Annotated in this window: 25 protein-coding genes and 2 tRNA genes; 17 read left to right on the plus strand and 10 right to left on the minus strand. The window is 71.6% G+C overall.

Annotated features, from left to right (window positions below):
* From JHAT_RS03285 to JHAT_RS03295, 3 genes are all read left to right on the plus strand, one after another.
* A partial coding sequence (locus tag JHAT_RS03285) for an AIM24 family protein (protein WP_143660348.1) occupies window positions 1-932 on the plus strand: 932 nt, incomplete at its 5' end.
* A 13-nt stretch (window positions 933-945) separates the two neighbouring features.
* Complete coding sequence (locus JHAT_RS03290; RefSeq protein WP_077796505.1) at window positions 946-1,626, plus strand: AIM24 family protein; 681 nt, start codon at window positions 946-948, stop codon at window positions 1,624-1,626.
* 17 nt (window positions 1,627-1,643) lie between these two features.
* Window positions 1,644-2,399: an AIM24 family protein gene (locus JHAT_RS03295; protein ID WP_077796506.1), complete on the plus strand. Its 756-nt coding sequence runs from the start codon at window positions 1,644-1,646 to the stop codon at window positions 2,397-2,399.
* 173 nt (window positions 2,400-2,572) lie between these two features.
* On the opposite strand, the gene JHAT_RS03300 is transcribed toward JHAT_RS03295, so the two are convergent.
* Both JHAT_RS03300 and JHAT_RS03305 read right to left on the minus strand, forming a co-directional pair.
* Complete coding sequence (locus tag JHAT_RS03300) at window positions 2,573-3,094, minus strand: NUDIX hydrolase (protein ID WP_077796507.1); 522 nt, start codon at window positions 3,092-3,094, stop codon at window positions 2,573-2,575.
* Window positions 3,091-4,536, minus strand: a complete 1,446-nt coding sequence (locus tag JHAT_RS03305; protein WP_077796508.1) for a zinc-dependent metalloprotease — start codon at window positions 4,534-4,536, stop codon at window positions 3,091-3,093. The genes JHAT_RS03300 and JHAT_RS03305 overlap by 4 nt, the downstream gene beginning before the upstream one ends.
* Window positions 4,537-4,729: 193 nt before the next feature.
* Here JHAT_RS03305 and JHAT_RS03310 point away from each other — a divergent pair, with 193 nt between their 5' ends.
* The 4 genes from JHAT_RS03310 to JHAT_RS03320 all read left to right on the plus strand — a co-directional run bounded on the left by JHAT_RS03310 (window position 4,730) and on the right by JHAT_RS03320 (window position 8,049).
* On the plus strand, window positions 4,730-5,851 hold the full coding sequence (locus JHAT_RS03310) for an SDR family oxidoreductase (RefSeq protein ID WP_077796509.1): 1,122 nt from the start codon (window positions 4,730-4,732) through the stop codon (window positions 5,849-5,851).
* Between the two features lie 97 nt (window positions 5,852-5,948).
* On the plus strand, window positions 5,949-6,407 hold the full coding sequence (locus JHAT_RS03315; RefSeq protein ID WP_077796510.1) for a molybdenum cofactor biosynthesis protein MoaE: 459 nt from the start codon (window positions 5,949-5,951) through the stop codon (window positions 6,405-6,407).
* Window positions 6,408-6,739: 332 nt separating this feature from the next.
* Window positions 6,740-6,904, plus strand: a complete 165-nt coding sequence (locus tag JHAT_RS34520) for a hypothetical protein (RefSeq protein ID WP_171990725.1) — start codon at window positions 6,740-6,742, stop codon at window positions 6,902-6,904.
* Between the two features lie 50 nt (window positions 6,905-6,954).
* Window positions 6,955-8,049 carry a PDZ domain-containing protein gene (locus JHAT_RS03320; protein WP_077796511.1) on the plus strand — a complete coding sequence of 365 codons (1,095 nt, stop codon included), beginning with the start codon at window positions 6,955-6,957 and terminating at the stop codon, window positions 8,047-8,049.
* Between the two features lie 93 nt (window positions 8,050-8,142).
* Here the strand turns inward: JHAT_RS03320 and JHAT_RS03325 are convergent, their stop codons facing one another.
* Window positions 8,143-8,685, minus strand: a complete 543-nt coding sequence (locus JHAT_RS03325; protein WP_171990726.1) for a PPA1309 family protein — start codon at window positions 8,683-8,685, stop codon at window positions 8,143-8,145.
* Window positions 8,686-8,848: 163 nt separating this feature from the next.
* Between JHAT_RS03325 and JHAT_RS03330 the strand changes: the two genes are divergently transcribed.
* The 4 genes from JHAT_RS03330 (at window position 8,849) to JHAT_RS03345 (ending at window position 14,225) form a co-directional block, all read left to right on the plus strand.
* Complete coding sequence (locus JHAT_RS03330) at window positions 8,849-11,824, plus strand: UPF0182 family protein (protein WP_077796512.1); 2,976 nt, start codon at window positions 8,849-8,851, stop codon at window positions 11,822-11,824.
* A 48-nt stretch (window positions 11,825-11,872) separates the two neighbouring features.
* Window positions 11,873-11,946 (plus strand) — tRNA-Met (locus JHAT_RS03335).
* Window positions 11,947-12,175: 229 nt separating this feature from the next.
* Window positions 12,176-14,044, plus strand: coding sequence for a tetratricopeptide repeat protein (locus JHAT_RS03340; RefSeq protein WP_171990727.1), 1,869 nt, complete (start codon window positions 12,176-12,178; stop codon window positions 14,042-14,044).
* A gap of 107 nt (window positions 14,045-14,151) precedes the next feature.
* Window positions 14,152-14,225, plus strand: a tRNA-Met gene (locus JHAT_RS03345).
* Window positions 14,226-14,351: 126 nt separating this feature from the next.
* Here the strand turns inward: JHAT_RS03345 and JHAT_RS03350 are convergent.
* On the minus strand, window positions 14,352-14,768 hold the full coding sequence (locus tag JHAT_RS03350) for a Fur family transcriptional regulator (protein ID WP_077796514.1): 417 nt from the start codon (window positions 14,766-14,768) through the stop codon (window positions 14,352-14,354).
* A gap of 144 nt (window positions 14,769-14,912) precedes the next feature.
* Here JHAT_RS03350 and JHAT_RS03355 point away from each other — a divergent pair, with 144 nt between their 5' ends.
* A complete protein-coding gene (locus tag JHAT_RS03355) occupies window positions 14,913-16,364 on the plus strand; it encodes a catalase (protein WP_077796691.1) in 1,452 nt (483 codons plus the stop codon).
* A 100-nt stretch (window positions 16,365-16,464) separates the two neighbouring features.
* Here the strand turns inward: JHAT_RS03355 and JHAT_RS03360 are convergent, their stop codons facing one another.
* Both JHAT_RS03360 and JHAT_RS03365 read right to left on the minus strand, forming a co-directional pair.
* A complete protein-coding gene (locus JHAT_RS03360; protein WP_171990728.1) occupies window positions 16,465-16,872 on the minus strand; it encodes a cyclic nucleotide-binding/CBS domain-containing protein in 408 nt (135 codons plus the stop codon).
* Between the two features lie 144 nt (window positions 16,873-17,016).
* Window positions 17,017-17,871 (minus strand): inositol monophosphatase family protein, encoded by an 855-nt coding sequence (locus tag JHAT_RS03365; protein WP_077796516.1) that lies wholly within the window; start codon window positions 17,869-17,871, stop codon window positions 17,017-17,019.
* Window positions 17,872-18,070: 199 nt separating this feature from the next.
* Between JHAT_RS03365 and JHAT_RS03370 the strand changes: the two genes are divergently transcribed.
* Window positions 18,071-18,682 carry a TetR/AcrR family transcriptional regulator gene (locus JHAT_RS03370; protein WP_375603542.1) on the plus strand — a complete coding sequence of 204 codons (612 nt, stop codon included), beginning with the start codon at window positions 18,071-18,073 and terminating at the stop codon, window positions 18,680-18,682.
* A 42-nt stretch (window positions 18,683-18,724) separates the two neighbouring features.
* On the opposite strand, the gene JHAT_RS03375 is transcribed toward JHAT_RS03370, so the two are convergent.
* The 4 genes from JHAT_RS03375 to JHAT_RS03390 all read right to left on the minus strand — a co-directional run bounded on the left by JHAT_RS03375 (window position 18,725) and on the right by JHAT_RS03390 (window position 22,391).
* On the minus strand, window positions 18,725-19,048 hold the full coding sequence (locus tag JHAT_RS03375; protein WP_030145926.1) for a multidrug efflux SMR transporter: 324 nt from the start codon (window positions 19,046-19,048) through the stop codon (window positions 18,725-18,727).
* Between the two features lie 126 nt (window positions 19,049-19,174).
* Window positions 19,175-20,188, minus strand: a complete 1,014-nt coding sequence (gene rsgA, locus JHAT_RS03380; protein WP_077796517.1) for a ribosome small subunit-dependent GTPase A — start codon at window positions 20,186-20,188, stop codon at window positions 19,175-19,177.
* 12 nt (window positions 20,189-20,200) lie between these two features.
* Window positions 20,201-21,517 carry a 3-phosphoshikimate 1-carboxyvinyltransferase gene (gene aroA, locus JHAT_RS03385; protein WP_077796518.1) on the minus strand — a complete coding sequence of 439 codons (1,317 nt, stop codon included), beginning with the start codon at window positions 21,515-21,517 and terminating at the stop codon, window positions 20,201-20,203.
* Window positions 21,518-21,668: 151 nt separating this feature from the next.
* Window positions 21,669-22,391 (minus strand): M50 family metallopeptidase, encoded by a 723-nt coding sequence (locus tag JHAT_RS03390; RefSeq protein WP_077796519.1) that lies wholly within the window; start codon window positions 22,389-22,391, stop codon window positions 21,669-21,671.
* Window positions 22,392-22,441: 50 nt separating this feature from the next.
* On the opposite strand from JHAT_RS03390, the gene JHAT_RS03395 reads away from it, so the two are divergent.
* From JHAT_RS03395 to rsrA, 4 genes are all read left to right on the plus strand, one after another.
* On the plus strand, window positions 22,442-23,257 hold the full coding sequence (locus JHAT_RS03395) for an SOS response-associated peptidase (protein ID WP_077796520.1): 816 nt from the start codon (window positions 22,442-22,444) through the stop codon (window positions 23,255-23,257).
* A gap of 1 nt (window position 23,258) precedes the next feature.
* Window positions 23,259-23,888, plus strand: a complete 630-nt coding sequence (locus JHAT_RS03400; RefSeq protein ID WP_077796521.1) for an alpha/beta family hydrolase — start codon at window positions 23,259-23,261, stop codon at window positions 23,886-23,888.
* A gap of 278 nt (window positions 23,889-24,166) precedes the next feature.
* Window positions 24,167-24,850: an RNA polymerase sigma factor SigR gene (sigR, locus tag JHAT_RS03405; RefSeq protein ID WP_077796522.1), complete on the plus strand. Its 684-nt coding sequence runs from the start codon at window positions 24,167-24,169 to the stop codon at window positions 24,848-24,850.
* The gene (gene rsrA / locus JHAT_RS03410; protein WP_077796523.1) at window positions 24,847-25,158 is read left to right on the plus strand and encodes a mycothiol system anti-sigma-R factor; all 312 of its coding nucleotides are present in this window, start codon (window positions 24,847-24,849) and stop codon (window positions 25,156-25,158) included. Before sigR ends, rsrA begins: the two co-directional genes overlap by 4 nt.
* The last annotated feature ends 98 nt before the right edge of the window (window positions 25,159-25,256 follow it).

Consider the following 25,256-nt stretch of genomic DNA (forward strand, 5'->3'; position numbering starts at 1 on the left):
CCATCGTCGCGCCCCTGCACACCCCGCCCGGCGGCTCCCCGGTGCCGCCCCCGGCCCCGGCGCCCGCGCCGTTCGGGCAGCCGCAGCCGTACGGCCAGGTCCCCGGCCAGACCGCCCCGCCGCCCCCCGGCTACGGCCAGCCCCAGGTCCCCCAGACCCCCCAGGCCCCGCCCCCGCCGTCCGGCTACGGCCAGCCGGTCCCGCCCCCGGGACACGGTCAGCAGGCTCCTTACGGTGCCCCGCAGGCCATGCCCCAGGGTGCCCCGCAGGGCCCCGGTGTGGCCGCCGCGCTCCAGCAGTTCCGCGAGACGGCGACCGGGCAGCGCTGGACGCAGCAGAACAAGAAGCTGGTCCGCGTCGACCTCGGCGCCGAAGGACAGCCCGTCCTTGCCCGGCAGGGCAGCATGGTGCTCTACCAGGGCAAGGTCGACTTCAGCTACAAGGGCGCCGGATTCGCCGGCCGGGTCGTGGGCAACGCGACCGGCCAGGAGATGCAGCTGATGCGCTGCTCCGGCAAGGGACAGGTGTTCCTCGCCGACAACTCCGCGATGCTGCACCCCATCGAGCTCCAGGGCGACGCCGTCTGCGTCTCCGCCGAGAACGTCCTCGCCTTCGACGAGAGCCTCCAGTACGAGGTCCGCCGCATCGAGGGACACGGCATCCCCGGGGGCGCGCTGTTCACGATGCAGTTCCAGGGCACCGGCACGATCGTCGTCAAGACCCGAGGCATGCCCGTGGTGCTGCCGGTCACGCCCACGACGTTCGCCGACTGCAACGCCGTCGTCGCCTGGTCGGCCGCCGCCCAGGTCGTCGTCTCCAGCCAGGTCCGGATGCGCCGCAACGCCTACGCGGGCGACACCGGCGAAAGCGTCAACCTGCAGTTCCGGGCCGCACCCGGCAACTTCGTCGTCGTCCAGCCGTACGAGATCTGAGGGAGAGCCCGACATGAACCAGCCGCTCGCGGGCTACGCCCCCGCACCGGTCACCGCCCGCATGGAGAACCACGGCAACCACATGCTGAAGGTCGCCATGCAGACCGGGCACGACCTCTTCGCGCGCGTGGGCTCGATGGTCGCCTACGAGGGCTTCGTCCAGTACGAGCCCAACCCGCCGGCCGTGCGCCAGATCGCCAAGGACTGGATGACCGGTGAGGGCGCGCCCCTGATGAAGTGCTCCGGTGACGGTCTGCTGTACCTCGCCGACTACGGTGCCAACGTCGTCGTGATCAACCTCAACGGCGACGGGATCAGCGTCAACGCCACCAACCTGCTCGCCTTCGACGCCCACCTCACCTGGGGCGTGGAGCGGGTCAAGGGGCTGGCGAAGTTCGCCGGACAGGGCCTGTGGAACACGAAGATCTCCGGCCAGGGCTGGGTCGCGCTGACCTCCCGCGGCAAGCCGATCGTCGTCGACTGCGGCGGCGGCGAGGACGAGACGTACGTCGACCCGGACGCCCTCGTCGCCTGGTCCCCGAACCTCAAGGTGAAGGGCAAGCGCAGCTTCAAGGCGCAGTCGCTGATCGGCCGCGGCAGCGGCGAGGCCTACCAGATGGCCTTCTCCGGTCAGGGCATCGTCGTCGTCCAGCCCAGCGAGGACAGCACCGACCGCCTTCGGATCCGGGGCTGAGGGGGAGCCAGAACACCATGCAGAGCCCACTTTTCGCCTACAACGACCAGCAGACCCAGGAAGCCTGGAGCCTGCAGAACAAGCACATGCTCCGCATCGCCCTGACGGGTCACGACGACGTGCTCGCCCGCAAGGGCACGATGGTCGCCTACCAGGGCCTCGTCGAGTTCGACGCCGAGTACCAGAGCAACAACCAGTCCCGCGCGCGTGCGCACACCGGCGAGGGCCTGGACCTGATGCGCTGCCACGGGCAGGGCACCGTCTACTTCGCCAACCTCGCCCAGTACATCCACGTGATGGAGGTCGAGCAGGACGGCCTCACCGTGGACAGCAGCTACGTCCTGGCCATGGACTCCTCCCTGCACCACGAGGTCATCGCCGTCGACAGCCTCTACGGCATCTCCGGCTCGGGGAAGTACCAGCTCAACATCACCGGCCGCGGCAGGGTGGCCCTGATGACCTCGGGCGCCCCGCTGCTGATGCAGGTGACGCCCGACAAGTACGTCAACTGCGACGCCGACGCGATCGTCGCCTGGTCCACCGGTCTGCGCGTGCAGATGCAGGCCCAGACGCACTCCTCCGGGGTGTGGCGGCGCCGGGGCAACACCGGCGAGGGCTGGGAGCTGAGCTTCATGGGCAGCGGTTTCGCGCTCGTGCAGCCCAGCGAACTGCTGCCGCCGCAGAACGCCCAGATCGGGTCGGGCCTGGCGGCGCAGTACGGCATGGGGCAGCAGGGAGCGCGCGGTCAGAACCAGGGCAACGTCTGGAGCTGAGCCCTCCGCGACGGGGGCCGGGAAGCCCGGAGGCCCACGGTCCGTGCTCCCGGCTGCCGACCATGAGCGGCCGGCTGGCCGGTCGCGCGGTTCCCCGCGCCCCTCGCGGGGCGTCGGCCCACCGCAGGACGGCGCAAGGGGCGATCCGGAAGACGGAGCGCCCCTTACCGGCCTCAGGCCGGAAGCCTCGCGCGCGTGGCCTCCAGCAACCGTACGACCGACTCGTCGGCCACGTCCGCGACCTCGGTGTACGGGAACCAGCGCAGGTCGAGGGACTCGTCGCTGATCGCCTCCACGGCCCCCTCCGGAGCCACCGCCGCGTACTGGACGTCCAGGTGCCAGGCGCACGGCGTGTGGTGGCGGTCCAGCCGCACGGGGCCGCCGGGCAACAGCGTCAGACCGGCGATGCCCGACTCCTCCGTGCCCTCGCGCAGGGCGGCGCGCGCCAGCGTCTCGTCGACCGGCTCGCAGTGACCGCCCATCTGCAGCCACATGCGCAGCTTCTTGTGCAGGGTGAGCAGCACCCGCTCACGCGACGGATCGATCACCAGGGCGCTCGCCGTGATGTGTCCGTCCGCGCAGGCCTTCCACATCCCGTCCGGATGGGCGGCGAGGTGGTCCAGGTACACCTGACGCAGCTCGTCCTGGCCCTCGTGGCCCTTGAGGACCAGGACCGCGTCGTCGTGGAGGCTCACTCGGCGTCGTCGCCCTTGCCGCCGGCCTCGCCCCGGCCCTCCTCGTCCTTCTTCCGCAGGTCGGGCTTGCCCGCCGCCTCACCGAGCATCTTGTCCAGCTCGGAGAAGTCCATCTGCTCGCGGTGCACGAAGCCGTCCGGGTCGTCCAGGTCGGTGGCCGTCGGCAGCATGTCCGGGTGGGCCCACAGGGCGTCCCGGCCGTCCACACCGCGCGCGTCCGTCACGGACGCCCACAGGCGCGAGGCGTCCCGCAGGCGGCGCGGACGCAGCTCCAGGCCGATCAGCGTGGCGAACGTCTGCTCCGCCGGACCGCCCGAGGCGCGACGGCGGCGCAGGGTCTCGCGCAGCGCGTCCGCGGAGGACAGGCGCGGCTTGGCGGCGGCGTGCACCACCGCGTCCACCCAGCCCTCGACGAGCGCCAGCGCCGTCTCCAGACGGGCCAGGGCGGCCTTCTGCTCCGGGGTGTCCTCCGGCTGGAACATGCCCTGCTGGAGGGCCTCCTGCAGCTGCTCGGGGTTCTGCGGGTCGAACTGGCCGACCACGTCCTCCAGCTTGGCCGTGTCGACCTTGATCCCGCGGGCGTAGCCGTCGACCGCGCCGAACAGGTGCGAGCGCAGCCACGGCACGTGCGCGAACAGGCGCTGGTGGGCGGCCTCGCGCAGGGCGAGGTACAGCCGCACCTCCTCCTGGGGGACGCCCAGGTCCTTGCCGAACGCCTCGATGTTCGCCGGCAGCAGCGCGGCCTTGCCGGCCGGGCCGAGCGGCAGGCCCACGTCGGACGAGCCGACGACCTCGCCGGCGAGCACGCCGACGGCCTGCCCGATCTGGGTGCCGAACATGGCGCCGCCCATGGAGCGCATCATGCCGATCAGGGGGCCGGCCATGGCCTGCATCTCCTCCGGCAGCACGTCGCCCATGGCGGTGCCGACGCGTTCGGCGACCGGGTCGACGAGCTCACGCCAGGCGGGCAGGGTCGCCTCGACCCACTCCGCGCGGCTCCAGGCCACCGCGGAGCCCGCGCCGGAGGGCAGGGCAGTCGCGTCGTCCAGCCACAGGTCGGCCAGGCGGACGGCCTCCTGGACGGCGCTGCGCTCGGCGGGACCGACGCTCGCGTCCTTCGTGCCGTCCGGGGTGCCCTGGGCGACCGTCTGGCGGGCGATCTGCTTGGCCATGTCCCAGTTCACCGGGCCGCCCTCGTAGGAGAGCATCTGGCCGAGCTGCTGGAACGCGGCGCCCAGGTCGGTGGGGTTCATGGAGCCGAACATGGCAGCGAACGGGTTGTCCGCACCAGGGCCGCCAAAGCCTCCGGCTCCGGTCATCCCGAAACCGAACGGGTTGGCCGGTCCCTGACCACCGCCGCTCTGCTGGTCCTTCTTCTTGCCCTCGTCGCCGTCGTCCGGCTCCTCCGGCGGAAGGCCGAATCCGAATGGGGTGTCACTCACGGGGTTCCTCGGCTGGTAAGGCCGCCGGTTCTTTCCGGCGGCACGGCTGCCCGACATTCACCACCCAGCGTAGACACCTGGGACGGTTCGGGCCTCGGTGCTTCGCCGACTGACGGCCTGCGGCAGGATGGATGCCACCTGGTACGTACGCGTCGCTCGCGCCCGTACTGAAGACAACCGCTGGAGACGCCCGGTGAGTTCCCCAGATCCGCAGGTTCGCGCAGCGCGAAACCAGTCAACCAGTTCCCCCGCCTCCGGCGCGCGCGGGCCCGTCGTCGCGGTCACCGGTGCAGCCTCCGGCATCGGTGCCCTGCTCACGGCGCGGCTGGCCGCGTCCGACGAGGTCAGAGAGGTCGTGGCCATCGACGAGCGGCGCGGGGAGTGCGCGCAGGCGCGCTGGCAGGTCCTGGACGTGCGGGACCCGGCCATCGCCGAGAAACTGCGCGGTGCGGACGTCGTGGTGCACCTGGCGCTGGACCTCGATCTGGAGACCGACGCGGCGGCCCGGACGGCTTACAACGTCCGGGGGACGCAGACCGTCCTGACCGCCGCCGCGGCGGCCGGAGTGCACCGCGTCGTGCTGTGCACCTCCGCGATGGTCTACGGCGCGCTGCCGGACAACGAGCTGCCGCTGTCCGAGGACGCCGAGCTGAGGGCCACGGCCGAGGCCACCGGGGTCGGGGACCTGCTGGAGATCGAGCGCCTCGCGCGCCGGGCCCCGCGCGCCCATCCGGGCCTGAACGTGACCGTCGTCCGCCCCGCCGTGCTGGTCGGGGGCATGGACACCGCGCTGACCAGGTACTTCGAGTCGCCCCGGCTGCTCGTGGTGGCCGGGTCGCGGCCGGCCTGGCAGTTCTGCCACGTCGACGACCTGTGCAGCGCCCTCGAGTACGCCGTCCTGGAGAAGGCCGACGGAGAGCTGGCCGTCGGGTGCGACGGCTGGCTGGAACAGGAGGAGGTCGAGGAGCTCAGCGGGATCCGGCGGATGGAACTGCCGTCGGCCGTCGCCCTCGGCGCCGCGGCCCGCCTGCACCGGATCGGCCTGACGCCCTCCCCGGCCGGCGACCTGGCCTACACGATGTACCCCTGGGTGGTGAGCGGCAGCCGGCTGCACGACGCCGGGTGGCGGCCGAAGTACACCAACGAGGAGGTCCTCGCCCAGCTGCTGGAGGAGGTCGCGGGGCGGCACACGGTGGCCGGGCGGCGCCTCGGGCGCAAGGACGCGACGGCGGCCGGGGCCGCGGGCGCGACGGTCGCCCTGCTGGGCGCGGCGGCGGTGGTGCGGCGGGCACGGAAGGCCCGGCGGCGGATCTGAGGCGGACGCCGTCCTGGAGGAGGCTCCAAGGCGGTACGCGCGCGTACCGGGCGATGACGCTATTCCGTGCCTGCGCACCGTGGGGCACGATGGGCACATGGCATCCACGAACGATCACCCCGGTGAGCAGGGCGCACCGGACCCCGTCAAGCTGATCGGCATCCGGGAGACGCCCCTCTCGGTGGACGAGGTCTTCCGGGCCGTCGGGGACGACGCGGCCGGGGGGACCGCGCTGTTCGTCGGGACCGTGCGGAACCACGACGGGGGCACCGACGTCGACCGGCTCGGCTACTCCTGCCACCCCAGCGCCGAGGCCGAGATGCGGCGGATCGCCGAGAAGGTCGTCGCCGAGTACCCCGTACGGGCGCTCGCCGCCGTACACCGTGTGGGGGACCTGGAGGTCGGGGACCTCGCCGTGGTCGTCGCCGTCTCCTGCCCGCACCGGGGCGAGGCCTTCGACGCCTGCCGGAAGCTCATCGACGACCTCAAGCACGACGTACCCATCTGGAAGCACCAGACCTTCTCCGACGGAACCGAGGAATGGGTCGGCGCGTAGCGCTGTCGTGTGGGGGTGGTGGTCGGGTGACGGGTGGGCGGGTCGGCGCGTAGCGCTGTCGTGTGGGGGTGGTGGTCGGGTGACGGGTGGGTGGGTCGGCGCGTAGCGCTGTCGTGTGGGGGTGGTGGTCGGGTGACGGGTGGGTGGGTCGGCGCGTAGCGCTGTCGTGTGGGGGTGGTGGTCGGGTGACGGGTGGGCGGGTCGGTGCCTGCTGAGGCAGGAACCTTCCCGACTCCGGTTGCGTAACCGGCCCCCCGACGTGAGCGTTGTCACGGCGGAGAGTTAATCTGCTGATCAGTCAGTCGCGGAGCTCATAGGGTCGGGAGGTCGGTATGGCGGCGCTCACCTGGTTGCTGATTCCGCTGGTGGCTGCGGTGGCCGCGGGTCTGTGGGGAAGCTGGGCCAACCGCACCCGCAAGATCCGGAGCGACGGTCCGGAGCTCGACGGGTACGCCCGCTTCCGCGAGGCGATGGAGAAGTCCCGCACCGGAGCCTGACGGCACCGCCCTGACGGTGCTCCGACAGCCGCGTCCCGTAATGTCGTCCCATGCCACGCCGCACCGCGACGATGCTCGCTTCCACCCTGATGCTGATCGCGCTCCTGTGCGCGGGTGTGTTCATTCCCGTGCCCTACGCGGAGATGTCACCGGGGCCGACGGTGAACACCCTCGGGGACCACGACGGCGAACCGGTGCTGCAGATCTCCGGGCACAAGACGTACGAGACGAGCGGTCACCTGAACATGACCACCGTCCGGGTCACCAGCGCCGACTACCGGATGAACCTCGTGGAGGCCGTCTACGGGTGGTTCTCGCACGACGACCGCGTGGTGCCGCACGACACGCTCTACCCGGACGGCAAGACCGAGGAGGAGGCCACGCAGGAGAACGCCGAGGAGTTCAGCCAGTCCCAGGAGAGCGCCAAGGTCGCCGCCCTCAAGGCGCTGGACATCCCGGTGAAGTCCTGGGTGGTCGTCTCCACGGTCGTCAAGGGCTCCCCGGCGCAGGGCAGGCTGCACGCCGGTGACGTGATCCGGGCGGTGGACGGCACGATGGTCGAGGAGCCCGGCGACGTCGCCGACCTGGTGACCGAGCACAAGCCAGGCCAGGACGTCGTCTTCACCGTCGTGCCCGCCAAGGAGCAGGCCGCCGCGGAGAAGGAGGGCCGGACGCCGACGAAGACTGAGGACGTGACGATCACCACCGCGACCTCCGACGACGCCGGCGAGAAGCGCGCCATCGTCGGGATCAGCGCCGGGACGGACCACACGTTCCCGTTCTCCATCGACATCAAGCTCGCCGACGTCGGAGGTCCCAGCGCCGGTCTGATGTTCGCGCTCGGCATCTACGACAAGCTCACGCCGGGCAGCCTCACCGGCGGTACGTTCGTCGCCGGCACCGGGACGATCGACGACGCCGGCAAGGTCGGCCCGATCGGCGGCATCGGGATGAAGACCATCGGCGCGCGGGAGAAGGGCGCCCGGTACTTCCTGACGCCCGCCGACAACTGCGCGGCCGCCGCCGAAGACACCCCGGACGGGCTCACCCTCGTGAAGGTGAACACCATCGACGACGCCCTCGGCGCCCTCGACGACATCCGCTCCGGGAAGATCGCCGACCTGCCGAGCTGCACGACCGGATAGACGGCGCCCGCCCGGACGGACGGCGCACGACCCGTCGGACGGCGCCCCGGGCAGTCCGACGGGCCGCCCGGGACCGCTGGGGACCGCCCGGGACTACTCCTCGAAGGTCGCCGTCAGCGCCTCGGCCAGGCCGGGCACCAGGTCGGAACCCGTGAGGACCTCGGTGGCGGTGTCCTTCTCCCGCAGCCGCAGAGCCGACTCGCGGGCGCCGTCGCGCAGCACCGCGACCGTCATACGGACCTCCTGGCGGTCCGGGTGCTCCGCCACCCACTGCGTCAGCTTCGCCCCGTCCAGGTCCGCCGGCACCTGTGCCTCGGCGGACGGCGGCAGCATCAGGCGCTCCACGGCCAGCGCGCAGCCGACCACGGCGTCGGGCCAGGCGATGGTTCCGAGGAACTCGTCCAGCGGCTGGTCCGTGGGAATCTCGTCCTGCTCGATCGGGGTGAGGCCGGAGCTCTCCGTCTCCTCCTGCAGACCGAGCCGGTCCGCGAGCGTGGGCTGGTCGGCCCGCAGGCGCGCGGTGTCGACAAGGGCGAAGAGGCGTGCGGGCTGGTCCCAGCCGAGGCCGGAGACGTACTCGTCGATCTCGAGTACGGCCCGGGTGAGGGGGCTCGCTGCCATGGGGGTGTTGGACATGGTCACAATCCTGCCTCGTTCCTGGGCCGAATCGGGAACCGAGTAAACGATGAGTAAGTTGCATAGGTGTGGGCCCACGGTCACGGGGGCGCACGGGGGGCCCGCGAACCCGAGGGCCTGACGGAACAACAGCGACTTCGAGGTGCGCACCTTGGCTTTCCAGATGCCGGACCGAGGCGGAGGCCCGACGGGGCCACGGATCAGAGTGGGCCGCCCCTCCCGGCGTGTCCGCACCCTGCTGATGACGCTTGGCGTCCTCGCCGTGCTCGGCATGGCGTTCACCATGTTCGCGGGCTTCTGGACGGACTGGCTGTGGTACCGGTCGGTCCATTACTCGTCGGTGTTCACGACGACGCTGTGGACGAAGATCGGTCTGTTCTTCGTCTTCGGCCTGCTCATGGCCCTCGCCGTGGGGTTCAACGTCTGGCTGGCCCACCGGCTCCGGCCGCCGCTGAGCGCCATGTCGATGGAGCAGCAGAACCTCGACCGCTACCGGATGGGCATCGCCCCGTACAAGAAGTGGCTGCTTCTCGGCGTCACCGCCCTGGTCGGTCTGATCGCCGGCGCGTCGGCGTCCGGCCAGTGGCGGACGTGGCTGATGTGGGTCAACGGCGTGCCCTTCCACCAGAAGGACCCCCAGTTCGGGCTGGACGTCTCCTTCTACGCCTTCGACCTGCCCTGGTACCGGTTCCTGCTCGGCTTCGGTTTCGCGACCGTGATCATCTCGGTGATCGCCGCCGCGCTCACCCACTACCTCTACGGCGGTCTGCGCGTCACCAGCCCGGGAGCGCGCGCCACGGCCGCGGCGACCGGCCACCTGTCGGTGCTCATCGGCGTCTTCGTCGCCCTCAAGGCGGTCGCGTACTGGCTCGACCGGTACGGACTGGCGGTGAAGTCCAGCGACTTCAAGGCGACCGACAGCTGGACGGGCCTGAGGTACGTCGATGCCAACGCGTACCTGCCGGCCAAGACGATCCTGTTCTGCATCGCCGTCATCTGCGCGCTGCTGTTCTTCGCCACCCTGTGGCGGCGCACCTGGCAGCTGCCCGTCATCGGCTTCGGCCTGATGGTGCTGTCGGCGATCCTCATCGGCGGCCTGTACCCGGCGCTGGTCCAGAAGTTCGAGGTGCAGCCCAACGAGCAGGCCAAGGAGGCGCCGTACGTCGAGAAGAACCTCGAGGCGACCCGCAAGGCCTACGGCATCGAGGGCACGGAGGTCACCGAGTACGCCGGCGTGAGCGAGACCGAGGACAAGACCGAGCTCCGGGACGACGTCGACGCCGCGGCATCGATCCGGATCATGGACCCGAACGTCATCTCGCCCACGTTCCAGCAGCTCCAGCAGATGCGGAACTACTACGCGTTCCCGAACAACCTGGACGTCGACCGCTACTCCAAGGACGGCAAGGAGCAGGACACGGTCATCGGGCTGCGCGAGCTGAACCTCGCCGGCATCCCGAAGAAGAACTGGATCAACAACCACTTCCGCTACACCCACGGCTTCGGAGTGGTCGCCGCCAAGGGCACCCAGGTCGACTCCGAGGGACGCCCCGTCTTCACCGAGTCCGACCTGCCCTCCAAGGGTGACCTCGGCACGTACGAACAGCGGGTCTACTACGGCGAGAAGACCACCACCTACTCCATCGTCGGCGGTCCCCAGAAGGAGATCGACTACTCCGACGACAGCGGTGAGAAGACCACCAGCTACAAGGGCGACGGCGGGGTGGACCTGTCCAACCCGGTCAACCGCGCCGCGTACGCGGTGGCGTTCAGCGAGCCGCAGATCCTCTACTCCGGAGCCATCGGCGAGGGGTCGAAGATCCTCTACAACCGCACGCCGAAGGAGCGCGTCGAGGCGGTCGCCCCGTGGCTGACCATCGACGGCGACGCCTACCCGGCGGTGGTGGACGGCCGGATCCAGTGGATCGTGGACGCCTACACGACGACCAACGGCTATCCGTACGCCTCCCGCACGACGCTCGGCGACACGACCGCCGACTCGCTGACCGCGCGCAACGACTCGCGCGCGGTGGTGGCCCAGCAGAACCAGGTCAACTACATCCGCAACTCGGTCAAGGCGACCGTCGACGCCTACACGGGCGACGTCAAGCTGTACCAGTGGGACACCCAGGACCCGGTCCTGAAGACCTGGATGAAGGCGTTCCCGGACACGGTCAAGGCCAAGAGCGAGATCTCCGACGCGCTGATGGCCCACCTGCGGTACCCGCAGGACCTGTTCAAGGTCCAGCGCGAACTGCTCACCCGCTACCACGTGAAGGACGCCACGACGTTCCTCAGCGGCAGCGAGGTGTGGCAGGTGCCGGACGACCCGACCAACAAGTCGGGCGACGCGGTGCCGCCGTACTACCTGAGCATGAAGATGCCCGGCCAGAACCAGCAGGCGTTCTCGCTGACGACGACGTTCACGCCCATCGGACGCGACAACCTCAGCGCGTTCATGGCGGTCGACGCGGAAGCGGGCACGAAGGGCTACGGCAAGATCAGGATCCTGAAGCTGCAGACGAGCACGACCGTGAACGGACCCAAGCAGGTCCAGAGCCAGTTCAACTCCGAACAGGACATCGCCGAGTCCATCAGGCTGCTGAGAGGCGGCGACTCGGAGGTGGAGTACGGCAACCTGCTGACGGTGCCGCTCGACGGCGGACTGCTCTACGTGGAACCGGTCTACGTGCGCGGTGGTGACCTCAAGTACCCGCTGCTGCGGAAGGTGCTGGTGTCCTACGGCGGCAACACCGCCTTCGAGGACACGCTCGACGAAGCCCTGAACAAGGTCTTCGGCGCGAAGGGCCCGGCCACCGAGCCGCCGGACCAGGACGACGACACCACCACACCGCCGCCGACGTCCGCCAATCCCACGGTCCAGGAGGCGTTGGACGACGCCCAGAAGGCCTTCGAGGCCGGCCAGGAAGCGCTCAAGCAGAACGACTGGACGGCGTACGGCGAGGCGCAGAAGGACCTGGAGGACGCCCTCAAGAAGGCCGAGGACGCGCAGGCCCGGGCCGGCCGGAGCGGTGGCGACAAGAACGGCGAGGAGAGCGAGGACGGCAAGAACCAGGGCGGCAAGGCGAGCCCGAGCCCGACCCCGACCGGCACCGCCGGCGGATCGGGCAGCGGCTGAGCTGGTCAAACGCCATCCCGCGCCGTGATACGGTGGTGAACACAACGGCGCGGGGTGGAGCAGCTCGGTAGCTCGCTGGGCTCATAACCCAGAGGTCGCAGGTTCAAATCCTGTCCCCGCTACTCAGGTCGTGAGCCACGTGCGCACGACGACGAAGGCCCGGATCCCGAAAGGGATCCGGGCCTTCGTGATGTGCGAACGCATGTGCCGATGGGAACGACGGCCGCGCCGAAGGGGAGTTGGAGGCGATCCGTGTTTGACTTGTCTCCCTGTGGGCATGTCGACAAAACGCTGAAGTGACCTCGATGGCTGCGGTATACCAGGTGTACCCGGGGTACGGATGGTGCGACGATGGACGTTATGGGGGACATGGTAAATCTGTTCGAGACGGGGCGTTTTGTACAGCCGTCCGGCCGTGAGGAGGCCGGGGACGAGGCCCAGGAAGCCGCCGACGAGGCCGCCGAGGAGATCCGCCGGCGGCTCGCCGCCGAAGCCGGTGACGTCGAGGCGATGAGTGTCCTCGGGGCCATGCTGCTGCGCCGTGGCGATCTCGACGGAGCCGAGTCCCACCTGCGTGCCGCCACCGCCGCCGGTGACCGCGCGGCCGCCAACAACCTGGGCGTCCTGCTGCACCAGCGCGGCTACGCCGACGAGGCCGCCGGGTGGTGGCGGATCGCCGCCGTCGCCGGGTCCTGCGCGGCCGCCCACGCGCTGGGGCGGCACTTCCGTGAGCGCGGCGACGAGCCCGCCGCCGAGTACTGGCTCCGCCAGTCCGCCGAGCAGGGACACGTGCTGGGCGCCTACGCGCTCGCCGACCTGCTGGAGCACCGCGGCGACCGCGCCGGCGCCGAGCGGTGGATGCGGGCCGCGGCCGAACGGGGGCACCGGGAGGCCGCGTACCGGCTGGCCCGGGCGCTGGACCGGCGCGCGGGGCGGGACCTCGACGGCGACGGCGGCGCCGGTGTCGTGCGCTCCGCGACCGAGCGAACCCCTCGGACCGGGCGGGCCGAGGGGAGCGAGGAGGCCGAGCAGTGGTACCGGCAGGCCGCCGCGCGCGGACACCGGCGGGCCGCGCTGCACCTCGGCGCGATCCTGGAGCGGCGGGGCGAGCTCAAGGAGGCCGGGCGCTGGTACCTGACGTCCGCCAAGGACGGCGAGCCGCGTGCGGCCTGTGCGCTGGGCTTCCTGCTGCGCGACGCCGGGGACGCCGAGAGCGCCGCCGTGTGGTGGCTGCGGGCCGCGCAGAACGGCGACGGCAACGCGGCCAACGCCCTGGGCGCGCTGCACGCCGAGCGCGGCGAGCCGCAGACCGCCGAGCGGTGGTACCGGGCCGCGCTGGACGCCGGGGACGACAACGGCGCCTACAACCTGGGGCTCCTCTGCGCCGAGCAGGGGCGTACGGCACAGGCCGAGCAATGGTACCGGCGCGCCGCCTACGCCGGGCACCGGGAGGCCGCGAACGCGCTGGCGATCCTGCTGCTGCGGGGCGGGGACGCGGTCGGCGCCGAGCCGTGGTTCTCCAAGGCCGCCGAGGCGGGCAGCGTGGATGCCGCCTTCAACCTCGGCATCCTGCACGCCGGACGGGGTGAGGACGCCGCGGCGCTGCGCTGGTACGAGCGGGCCGCCGCCGCGGGGCACACGGAGGCGGCGCTGCAGGTCGGGATGGCGCGGCTGCGCGACGGCGACGAGCCGGAGGCGGAGCGGTTCCTGCGGTGCGCGGCGGGGGGCGGCAGTCCGGAGGCCGCGTACCGCCTGGCCACACTGCTCGACGCGCGCCGGCCGCCGGCACCCGCGCACGAGCTGGGCGGGCCGGCCCAGGAGAAGACCGAGTGCGAGGAGTGGTACGAGCGGGCGGCCTCGCAGGGACACCGCCGGGCCCAGGTGCGGGTCGGGATGCTGGCCGCGGCACGGGGCGACGTGGTGGAGGCGGCGCGGTGGTACCGGGAGGCGGCCGAGGCCGGCTCCCGAAACGGGGCGTTCAACCTGGGACTGCTGCTGGCGCGGGAGGGCAGCGAGCCCGAGGCCGTCGTGTGGTGGCGCCGGGCGGCCGACGCCGGGCACGGGCGGGCGGCGCTGCGGCTCGCGCTGGTGTACGCGCGGCGGGGGGAGCTGGACGAGGGGCAGCGGTGGGCCGACCGGGCGGTGTCGCTGGGACCCCGGGAGGTGGCGGAGCGGGCGGCCCGGTTGCGGGACGCGCTGCGGCAGGAACTGTCGGCGTAGACCGCGCCGAGCGGGGGCACGGTCCGGAGCCCCGGGTGTCGGTGCGGGGTGGGGGCGGGGGCGATTTGCTTCCCGCCCCGGGGTTGACGTACTGTTCCATTCATCGACGCGGGGTGGAGCAGCTCGGTAGCTCGCTGGGCTCATAACCCAGAGGTCGCAGGTTCAAATCCTGTCCCCGCTACTGAAGGCCGAGGGCCGGAATCCGAAAGGGTTCCGGCCCTCGGTGTTTTCCGCTTCGGGCAGGCGGCACGACGCGAGAGCCCCGGCACCCCTCAGGGGTGCCGGGGCTCTCGCGTCGTGAGCGGGGCTACGCCGCGGCGCAGTTCGGGCAGATGCCGCGGTACGTCACCTCGACGTCGGAGACGGCGAAGCCGAAACGCTCCGTGTCGGGGAGGTCGGCCAGCGGATTGCCGGTCGGGTGGACGTCGCGGATCGCGCCGCACTGCGCGCAGACCAGGTGGTGGTGCGGCCGGTGCGCGTTCGGGTCGTACCGCTTGGCGCGCTTGTCCGTGGCGACCTCCAGCACCTCACCGAGCGAGACCAGCTCACCCAGGGTGTTGTAGACGGTCGCCCGGGAGATCTCCGGCAGCTTGGTGACGGCTCTGGCGTGCACCTCGTCGGCGGTCAGATGGACGTGATCGCCGTCGAGGACCTCGGCCACGACGCGCCGCTGCGCGGTCATGCGCCATCCGCGTCCACGCAGCCGTTCCAGTAGGTCACTCATGCGGACCAGCCTAACAGCAAGGGGGACCAGGTCCCGAACGGGTGTGACTTTGGAGCCTTACTTGACTTAGACATTGTCCATTGTAGGATCGAGGACGGCATTAGCCAAGGGACAGGTTTTGCAGGAATGGCGCAGGAGGCGTACGTGACTCAGGGACCGCTTACTACGGAAGCCGGTGCTCCGGTGGCCGACAACCAGAACAGCGAGACCGCGGGTGTCGGCGGCCCCGTGCTCGTGCAGGACCAGCTCCTCCTGGAGAAGCTGGCGCACTTCAACCGCGAGCGCATCCCGGAGCGCGTCGTGCACGCCCGCGGCGCCGGCGCCTACGGCACCTTCACGGTCACCGCCGACGTCACCGGGTACACCAGGGCGAAGTTCCTCTCCGAGGTCGGCAAGCAGACGGAGACCTTCCTCCGCTTCTCGACCGTGGCGGGCAACCTGGGCGCGGCGGACGCCGTCCGCGACCCGCGTGGTTTCGCGCTGAAGTTCTACACCGAAGAGGGCAACTACGACCTCGTCGGCAACAACACCCCGGTGTTCTTCATCAGGGACGCGATCAAGTTCCCCGACTTCATCCACACCCAGAAGCGCGACCCCTACACGGGGTCGACCGAGATGGACAACGTCTGGGACTTCTGGAGCCTGTCGCCCGAGTCCACGCACCAGGTGACCTGGCTGTTCGGTGACCGCGGCATCCCGGCGTCGTACCGCCACATGGACGGCTTCGGCTCGCACACCTACCAGTGGAACAACGAGGCCGGCGAGGCCTTCTGGGTCAAGTACCACTTCAAGACCGACCAGGGCATCAAGTGCCTCACGCAGGCCGAGGCCGACAAGCTCGCCGGTGAGGACCCCGACTCCCACCAGCGCGACCTGCGCGAGGCCATCGAGCGCGGCGAGTACCCGTCCTGGACCGTCGGCGTGCAGATCATGCCCGTCGCCGAGGCCGCGACGTACCGCTTCAACCCGTTCGACCTGACCAAGGTGTGGCCGCACGCGGACTACCCGATCCTCTGGTTCGGCAAGCTGGAGCTCAACCGCAACCCGGAGAACATCTTCGCCGAGGTCGAGCAGTCGATCTTCTCCCCGGCGCACTTCGTGCCCGGCATCGGCCCGTCCCCGGACAAGATGCTCCAGGGCCGCCTCTTCGCCTACGGCGACGCCCACCGCTACCGCGTCGGCATCAACGCCGACCACCTGCCGGTGAACCGCCCGCACGCCACCGAGGCGCGCACCAACTCCCGTGACGGCTACCTGTACGACGGCCGCCACAAGGGCGCGAAGAACTACGAGCCGAACAGCTTCGGCGGCCCGTTCCAGATGGACCGGCCGCTGTGGCAGCCGATCGCGGTCTCCGGCGTCACCGGCGACCACGAGACCCCGAGGCACGCCGAGGACGACGACTTCGTCCAGGCGGGCAACCTCTACCGGCTGATGACGGACGAGGAGAAGGAGCGCCTGATCGGCAACCTGGCCGGCGCCATCTCCCAGGTCTCGCGCGAGGACATCATCGAGCGCGCGGTCGACAACTTCCGTCGGGCCGACGGCGACTTCGGCAAGCGGCTGGAGGCCGCGGTCCAGGCCCTGCGCGGCTGACGGCCGGCACGGCACCGTTTGCCGTGGCGGTGGGCCGGATCCCCGGGAACGGGGGTCCGGCCCTTCGTCGTTCCGTCCGGTCGTCGTCCGCGGGACGGCGTCAGGCGGTCACCGTCGGCGTCTCGCGCTGCCGCCGCACGGGCGTCCAGCAGCGGATGATGTCGCGGACCGAGACGATGCCGACGGGCTCGTCGCGCTCCAGGACGATGAGGTGGCGGAAGCCGCCGTGCGTCATCGCCCCGGCCGCCTCCTCCAGGGTCCAGGACGGCGCGGCGAACACGACGTCGGTGGTGGTGTGGTCGTGGGCGCGCTCGACGTCCGGGTCCTGGCCCCGGCCGAGGGAGTTGAGGACGTCGCGTTCGGTGAGGATGCCGATGCCGCCGGCGTCGGGGTCGTACACCACGGCCGCGCCGACGCGGCGGGCGGACATCAGCGCGGCGGCCTGGCGCAGGGTGTGGGCGGGACCGATGGTGAGGACGACCGTGCTCATGGCTTCGCGGACGAGCATGGGTGGAGCCACCTCCTGCCGGTGATCCATGAGTCGGTTCATGGATTCACAATTTCACAAGTGGGGGAACTCTCAGGGTGGCAGGTAAGGCGGGGGCCAACAAGGGGGCGCGGAAGGCGAGTCGGCGGGCGCGCGGGAGCGGGATCAGTGCCGCTGGTTGAGATATCCGAGCAGTTCGTCGTGGAGTCGGCCGTTGGACGCCGCCGCGTTGCCGCTGTGCGGGCCGGGGCGGCCGTCCAGACCGGTGAAGGTGCCGCCGGCCTCCGTGACGATGATGGCGTTCGCGGCCATGTCCCAGAGTGAGAGCTCGGGTTCGGCACACAGGTCGACCGAGCCCTCGGCGACCATCATGTACGGCCAGAAGTCGCCGTACGCGCGCGTGCGCCACACCTCGCGGGTCAGGTCCAGGAAGCCGTCCAGCCGGCCCTGCTCCTCCCAGCCGCTGAGCGAGGAGTACGCGAAGGAGGCGTCGGAGAGCGCGGAGACCCGGGAGACCTGGAGCCGGGAGGCCGAGGACAGGCTGCGGCCGGTGAAGGCGCCGTGGTCCTTCACGGCCCACCAGCGGCGGCCGAGGGCCGGGGCGGAGACGAGGCCAACGACGGGCTGGTAACCGCCCTCGCCCCCGCCCCCGCCCCCGCTCTCGAACTCGCCCGAGCGGGAGGGGCCTTCACCGCCCGCCTCCATGAGGGCGATGAGGGTGGCCCAGACGGGGACGCCGCGCACGTAGTTCTTGGTGCCGTCGATCGGGTCGATCACCCAGCGGCGGGGGCCGGTTCCCTCGGTGCCGTACTCCTCGCCGAGGACGGCGTCGCGGGGGCGGGCGCGGGAGAGGTGGTTGCGGATGAGTTCCTCGGCGGCCTTGTCGGCCTCGCTCACCGGGGTCATGTCCGGCTTGGTCTCGACCTTCAGGTCGAGGGCCTTGAAGCGGTCCATCGTGGCGGCGTCGGCGGCGTCCGCGAGGACGTGGGCGAGGCGCAGGTCGTCGAGGTAGTCCGGCATGCGGCCACGGTATCCGGCGGGGGCGGGGCGGGGCCACCAGGGGTTCGGCGGGGGTGAGGGGTTCCGGTGCGGTGTCAGGGCGGCGCGGTGGTCCGGGTGCGGGCGTGTCGGTGCGGGCCGTGCGGGGATGCGAGGTCCCTTGACAGGGGTGGCGGGGGCGTCAAATCTGGGCGCTGAGTCGCTTCGGCCGAGGGAGGCGATGATGCCTGCAGCCCGGGAGTCCCTGCTCGACGCCGCCTACACGGCGCTGGCGCGGCGGCCGTGGACCGCCGTGCGGATGGTGGACGTGGCGGCGGCGGCCGGGGTGTCGCGGCAGACGCTGTACAACGAGTTCGGGAGCAAGGAGGGCCTCGGCCGGGCGCTCGTCCGGAGGGAGGCGGACGGGTATCTCGCCGGTGTGGAGCGCGCGCTCTCCGCGTTCGGCGACCCTCGTGAACGGCTCACCGCGGCGGCCGAGTGGACGACCTCCGCCGCCGGGGAGAACGCGCTGGTGCGGGCCATGCTCACCGGATGCTGGGGCACGTGGCTGCCCGCCCCGGCGCCGGGGGCCGTGCCGTCCTCCTCCGCCGTGCGGGCCCAGCGCCGGGCCGACGGCCCGCTGCCCTCGCCCGGCGACTTCGTGGCCCTCGTCCGCGACCGCGCCGTCGCCGCCCTGTCCGGACCCGGCGTTCCCCGCGCGGAGGCCGCCGACCTCGCCCGCACCTGCGAACTCACCGTCCGCCTCGCCCTGTCCTGCGTCGCGGCCCCGCCCGGCGAGGGCGGCGTGTCGGAACTCGTCCGCACCGTCCTGCCGCGGCGGTCGACGGCGTGACGGCCGGAGGCGTGACGGCTGGAGGCGTGACGGCCGGTGGCGTCAGTGGGCCGAGCCGGACAGCTGGAGCCCGATCACACCGATGATGACGAAGCTGATCGAGACGATCTTCAGCGTGGAGACCAGGTCACCCAGGAACACCATGCCGTAGATGGCGGTGCCCGCCGCCCCGATCCCGGTCCACACGGCGTACGCCGGGCCGACGTCGAGCTTCTTCAGCGACATGGTCAGCAGGCCGAAACTGCCCAGCGCGAAGGCGCAGAACGCGATCGTGGGCCAGAGCCGGGTGAAGCCGTGCGACAGCTTCAGACACACGGCGAAACCGGTCTCGAGCACCCCGGCCACTATGACCAGCAGCCACGCCATGTGTCGTCCTTCCGTGGTCCCGTACCGCGATCGCTTCGTCGATTCGTCGGCTTTTGCTCGGGCTTGGATCCGGCTTGGTGCGATTATGCACTTACCGGTCTCACGGCACGGCAAACCACGCGAACCTCAGTCGCCCTCCGTCCGTTCCCGCGTCGCCAGCAGCCGGCGCAGCGAGTACAGCCGCGCCGGGTCGGCGTGGCCCTCGGCGACCCACGCGTCCAGCGCGCAGTCGGGCTCGTCGTGACTGCACGCGCGCGGGCAGCCCTCCGTGCCCGGCTCCAGGTCGGGGAAGGCGTGGATCACGCGGGACGGGTCGATGTGGGCGAGCCCGAACGACCGTACGCCCGGGGTGTCGACGACCCAGCCGCCCGTCCGGGAGGACAGCGGCAGGGCGAGGGCCGAGGTCGTCGTGTGCCGGCCGCGTCCCGTCACCGCGTTGACGTGGCCCGTCACCCGGCGGCGCTCCTCGGGCACCAGTGTGTTGACCAGCGTCGTCTTGCCGACGCCGGAGTGGCCGACGAAGGCCGTGATCTTGCCGGCCAGGTGTTCCCGCACGAGGTCGGCCGCGGCGCCGTTCTCCAGCTCCTCGCGGCTGGTGACGACGTACGGGATGTCCAACGCGCCGTACAGGCCGAGCAGTTCGTCGGGCGGGGCGAGGTCCGACTTGGTCATCACCAGCAGGGGGGTGAGTCCGCCGTCGAACGCCGCGACCAGACAGCGGTCGATGAGGCGCGGGCGCGGTTCGGGGTCGGCGAGGGCGGTGACGATGGCGAGCTGGTCGGCGTTGGCGACGACCACGCGCTCGTAGGGGTCGTCGTCGTCCGCCGTGCGGCGCAGGACCGAGGTGCGCTCCTCGATGCGGACGATGCGCGCGAGCGTGTCCTTCTTGCCGCTCAGGTCACCGACCAGAGCCACCCGGTCGCCGACGACCGCGGCCTTGCGGCCCAGTTCGCGCGCCTTCATCGCCGTGACGATCCGGTCCTCGACGAGGCAGGTCAGCCGGCCCCGGTCCACGGTGAGGACCAGGCCCCCGGCGGCGTCCTCGTGCTTGGGCCGGATGTGCGTGCGCGGCCGGTTGCCCTTGCGGTTGGGGCGGGAGCGGATGTCGTCCTCGTCGGTGTGCTTGCCGTAGCGGCGCATGGCGAACGGTCCCTACGCCCCGAGCATCCCGGTCCACAGGTCGGGGAAGTCGGGCAGCGTCTTGGCGGTCGTCGCCACGTTCTCGATCTCCACGCCCTCGACCGCGAGGCCGATGATCGCGCCGGCGGTGGCCATGCGGTGGTCCTCGTAGGTGTGGAAGACCCCGCCGTGCAGGCGGCGCGGGCGGATGTGCAGCCCGTCGGCGGTCTCGGTGACGTCGCCGCCGAGTTCGTTGATCTCCTTGGTGAGCGCGGCCAGCCGGTCCGTCTCGTGCAGGCGCAGGTGCGCCACCCCGCGCAGGGTCGAGGGGGAGTCCGCGAGGGCCGCGACGGCCGCGATGCCGGGGGTGAGCTCGCCGACCTCGCCGAGGTCCACGTCCACGCCGTGCACGGCACCCGAGCCGGTGAACACCAGGCCGTAGTCGGTCAGTTCGCAGGAGCCGCCCATCTCGGTGAAGATCTCGCGCAGCCGGTCGCCGGGCTGGGTGGTGCGGGCCGGCCAGTCGGGGATCACCACCTTGCCGCCGGTCACCAGCGCCGCCGCCAGGAACGGCTGGGCGTTCGACAGGTCCGGCTCGATCGTCAGGTCGCGGCCGAGCAGCGCGCCCGGCGTGACCCGCCAGACGTTCGGCTCGCCGCCGGACTCCGGGGTGTCCACCTGGGCGCCGACCGAGCGCAGCATGTCGACGGTCATGCGGATGTGCGGCATGGACGGCAGCGCCGCGCCGGTGTGGCGGACCTCGACCCCCTGGTTGAAACGCGGCCCGGACAGCAGCAGGGCGCTGACGAACTGGGAGGACGAGGACGCGTCGATCTCGACCGGCCCGCCCTCCAGGGCCCCGCCGCCGTGCACCGTCATGGGCAGCGCGCCGCGCTCGTCGTCGTCGATCCGGGCGCCGAGGGCGCGCAGCGCGTCGATCACCCCGTGCAGCGGGCGCTCGTACGAACGGGGGTCGCCGTCGAAGCGGACGGGACCGTCGGCGAGCGTGGCGACCGGCGGGAGGAAGCGCATGACCGTGCCGGCGTTGCCGACGTCGACCGTGGCGGGACCGTGCAGACCGGCCGGGATGACCCGCCAGAACTCGCCGGTGCCGTCGGGACCGACGCCCTCCTCGATCTCGACGCCCATCGCGCGCAGCGCCCCGGCCATCAGCAGGGTGTCGCGGGAGCGCAGCGGGCGGCGCAGCCACCCGGGCTCGGAGGCGAGGGCGGCCAGCACCAGGGCGCGGTTGGTGACCGATTTGGACCCGGGCACGTGGACGGTCGCGTCGACGGCTCCGCTCGCGTGCGGGGCGGGCCAGAGGGCGGTGTGCGCGGAATTCACGGTCATGGGCCCCACTTTAATGGCTGAAGGCGATCGGAGATCTTGATCAAAGGTGGCGAAATCCGATCGAAACCCCGACATGGGAAGTGCCGTGCATATATGCGGCGGATGGCGGCGCGGGCGACCGCCCCCGGCCGTCGCCGACCGCCGGGGTCGCTCAGAGCCCCAGCAGCCAGCGGCCCCCGCCGATCAGCGAGCACAGCGACACGGCGTGGAACAGGAAGAACCACACCGCCGCCGGCGCGTGGGACAACCGGGCCAACTGGTCCGCGTCCGAGTCGCCGGCCCCGCCCCGCGCCCGCTTGGCCTGCAGCTCGAACGCCGGCCGCACCCCGCCCAGCAGCAGGAACCACACCGCCGCGTAGGCGAACGCCGCCTGGACCTGGGGGCCGGCCAGCCAGGACGCCAGGAGGAACATCCCGCCGGTCAGCACGACCGTCAGCACGCCGTACGCGTTGCGGATCATCACCAGCAGGGCGAGCAGCAGCGCCGTCGCCGCCCACAGCAGCAGCGTGACGCGCCCGGAGGCCAGCAGCGCGGCCCCGCCGAGGCCCAGCAGCGGCGGGGCGGTGTAGCCGGCGACCGCGGTGAGGACCATGCCGAGTCCGTGCGGCCTGCCCCGGCTCAGGGTCAGGCCGCTGGTGTCCGAGTGCAGGGTGATCCCGACCAGCGTCCGGCCGGTGAGCAGGGCCACGAGGCCGTGGCCGCCCTCGTGGGCGATGGTGATCGCGTTGCGCGCCGTCCGCCACAGCGGCCGCGGCACGACGACGGCGAGCGCGGCGACCAGGGTGGCGATCACCACCCCGAGCGCCGGCTCGGGCTGGGTGCCGGTGACCTCGTCCCACAGGGAGGCGAGCGAGGCGGATGCGAGGTGGTCCATAAGGGGTGAGGGCTCCTCGTGCGGGCGCGGAGTCTGGCAGTGTGGCACGTATGTGCGGACGGTATGCGGCGAGTCGTCGACCCGAGGATCTCGCAGGAATCTTCGAGATCGAGAAGTGGGACCCCGAGGAGGCCCTGGAACCCGACTACAACGTGGCCCCCACCAAGGAGGTCTACGCCGTCCTGGACCGTCCCCTGAAGGACGCCGAGGACCCGAAGCCGGTTCGCCAGCTGCGGAGACTGAAGTGGGGACTCGTCCCCTCCTGGTCCAAGACGCCCGAGGGCGGCGCCCGGATGATCAACGCCCGCGCGGAGACCGTCCACGAGAAGCCGTCCTACCGCCGCGCCTTCGCCACCCGGCGCTGCATCCTGCCCGCCGACGGCTACTACGAGTGGGTCACCGGCACGCAGGAGCGGGACCTGGAGGTCGAGGGGCGCAGGAAGCGGCCCCGCAAGCAGCCGTACTTCGTGACCCCGGCCGACGGCTCGGTGTTCGCCATGGCGGGGCTGTACGAGTTCTGGCGGGACAGGACGCTGCCGGACGACCACCCCCGGGCCTGGTGGGCGACGTGCTCGGTGATCACGACCGAGGCGGAGACCACGCCGCTGGCCGCCGCCCCGGCCGACGGACCGCACACCCTGGCCGACATCCACCCCCGGATGCCGCTGATGCTGACGCCGGACCGGTGGGACGCCTGGCTCGACCCGGCGCGCACCGACCCCGGCGACCTCACCCCCCTGCTGGCGCCCCCGCCCCCCGGACTGATGCGGGCGTTCCCCGTCTCCACGGCCGTGAGCAACGTCCGCAACAACGGGCCGGAGCTGCTGACGGAGCTGGAGGCACCGGAGGAGGGCACACTCTTCTGACGTGAAGACCGAGATCATCGACACGGAGGCCGGCGCCGCCCGCATCACCTGGCACCCGGCCGCGAAGCCCCGCCTGGTCCTCGCCGCCGGCCACGGCGCCGGCGGCGGCATCGAGGCGCGCGACCTCGCGGCACTGGCGGCGGCGCTGCCCGCGCGGGGCGTGACCGTGGCCCTGGTCGAGCAGCCCTGGCGGGTGGCCGGCCGGAAGCTGGCGCCCGCCCCGAAGACCCTGGACACCGGCTGGCGGGGGGTGTGGCCCGCGCTGAACGGCCCCGGCCTGCCGGTGATCTCGGGCGGCCGCAGCGCCGGCGCCCGCGTCGCCTGCCGCACCGCGGCCGAACTGGGCGCCCACGCCGTGCTCGCCCTGAGCTTCCCGCTGCACCCGCCGGGCAAGCCGGAGAGGTCCCGCGCCCAGGAGCTGCTCGGGGCCGGGGTGCCCACCCTCGTGGTCCAGGGCGGCAACGACCCGTTCGGGAAGCCCGAGGAGTTCCCCGAGGGGCCCTACGACCTGACCCGGGTGCCGTACGGCGACCACGGCTTCGCCGTGTCCGGACGGGCGGGGATCACGCAGGAGGAGGCCCTGGCACTGCTCACCGACGGCGTCGCGGAGTGGGTCCGCTCACTCGGCTGAGGGCCCGGGAATGACCGGCGGACGACCGCTGTTGTGGCCGACATACGGTGCTGGACATCAGCACCGACGCCGTACGAGAGGAAGTCCGCCGCATGGCTTCAGCCTTCTGCCCGAGTCGCAGCAGTCGTGCCGACCTGGACTGGACGGTGCTGCACGCGGCGAAGACCGCCCCTGGTCGGACGGCGGGCGGTCTGAATCGGCAAGCGCCTCGGACCGCAGGTCGTCTATCCTCCGATTCCAGCGGGGCCGATTTCGGCACCGTGACGTCACTGGAGGAGGTGGGTCCGGTCACTGGGACCGACGCAGGGACCGAGAACGGCCAGGCGGAGCAGCCCGAGGGCCGGGGCACGGGTGCGGAGTCGACCGCGGAGCGCAGTGCGCGCTTCGAGCGGGACGCGCTCGAGTTCCTCGACCAGATGTACTCGGCCGCGCTGCGCATGACCCGCAACCCGGCCGACGCCGAGGATCTGGTGCAGGAGACCTACGCCAAGGCGTACGCGTCCTTCCACCAGTTCCGTGAGGGCACCAACCTCAAGGCGTGGCTGTACCGCATCCTCACCAACACCTTCATCAACTCCTACCGCAAGAAGCAGCGCGAACCCCAGCGCAGCGCGGCCGAGGAGATCGAGGACTGGCAGCTCGCGCGAGCCGAGTCGCACATGTCGACGGGTCTGCGTTCCGCCGAGTCGCAGGCGCTCGACCACCTGCCCGACTCGGACGTGAAGCAGGCGCTCCAGGCGATCCCCGAGGAGTTCCGCATCGCCGTGTATCTGGCCGATGTAGAGGGCTTTGCCTACAAGGAGATCGCGGACATCATGGGAACACCCATCGGTACGGTGATGTCCCGGCTGCACCGGGGCCGTCGCCAGCTGCGCGGCATGCTGGAGGACTACGCCCGCGACCGTGGTCTGGTCCCGGCCGGTGCCGGAGAGTCGAACGAAGCGAAAGGCTCGGGGTCATGAGCTGCGGAGAGCCGCACGAGACGGATTGCAGCGAAATCCTCGATCATCTCTACGAGTTCCTCGACCGGGAGATGCCGGACTCGGACTGCGCGAAGTTCGAGCACCACTTCGAGGAGTGCTCGCCCTGCCTGGAGAAGTACGGGCTGGAGCAGGCCGTGAAGAAGCTGGTCAAGCGGTGCTGCGGACACGACGACGTGCCGGGTGACCTGCGCTCCAAGGTCATGGGCCGGATCGACCTGATCCGCTCGGGCCAGTCGGTGCCCGAGCACGACGTCACGGCGGCGCCGTCCGCTCCACAGGAGTCCTGAGACCGCGGCGCCCCGCGCCACGCGTCACTCGTCCGTGCTAATCCGCGGGATGTCCGCCCGCCTCCCCCACCGCCGAACCTAGGCTCGCGAGCCTGACG

This window comes from Streptomyces sp. JHA26 (genome assembly GCF_002005565.1).
In the GTDB taxonomy this organism is placed as follows: Bacteria; Actinomycetota; Actinomycetes; order Streptomycetales; family Streptomycetaceae; genus Streptomyces.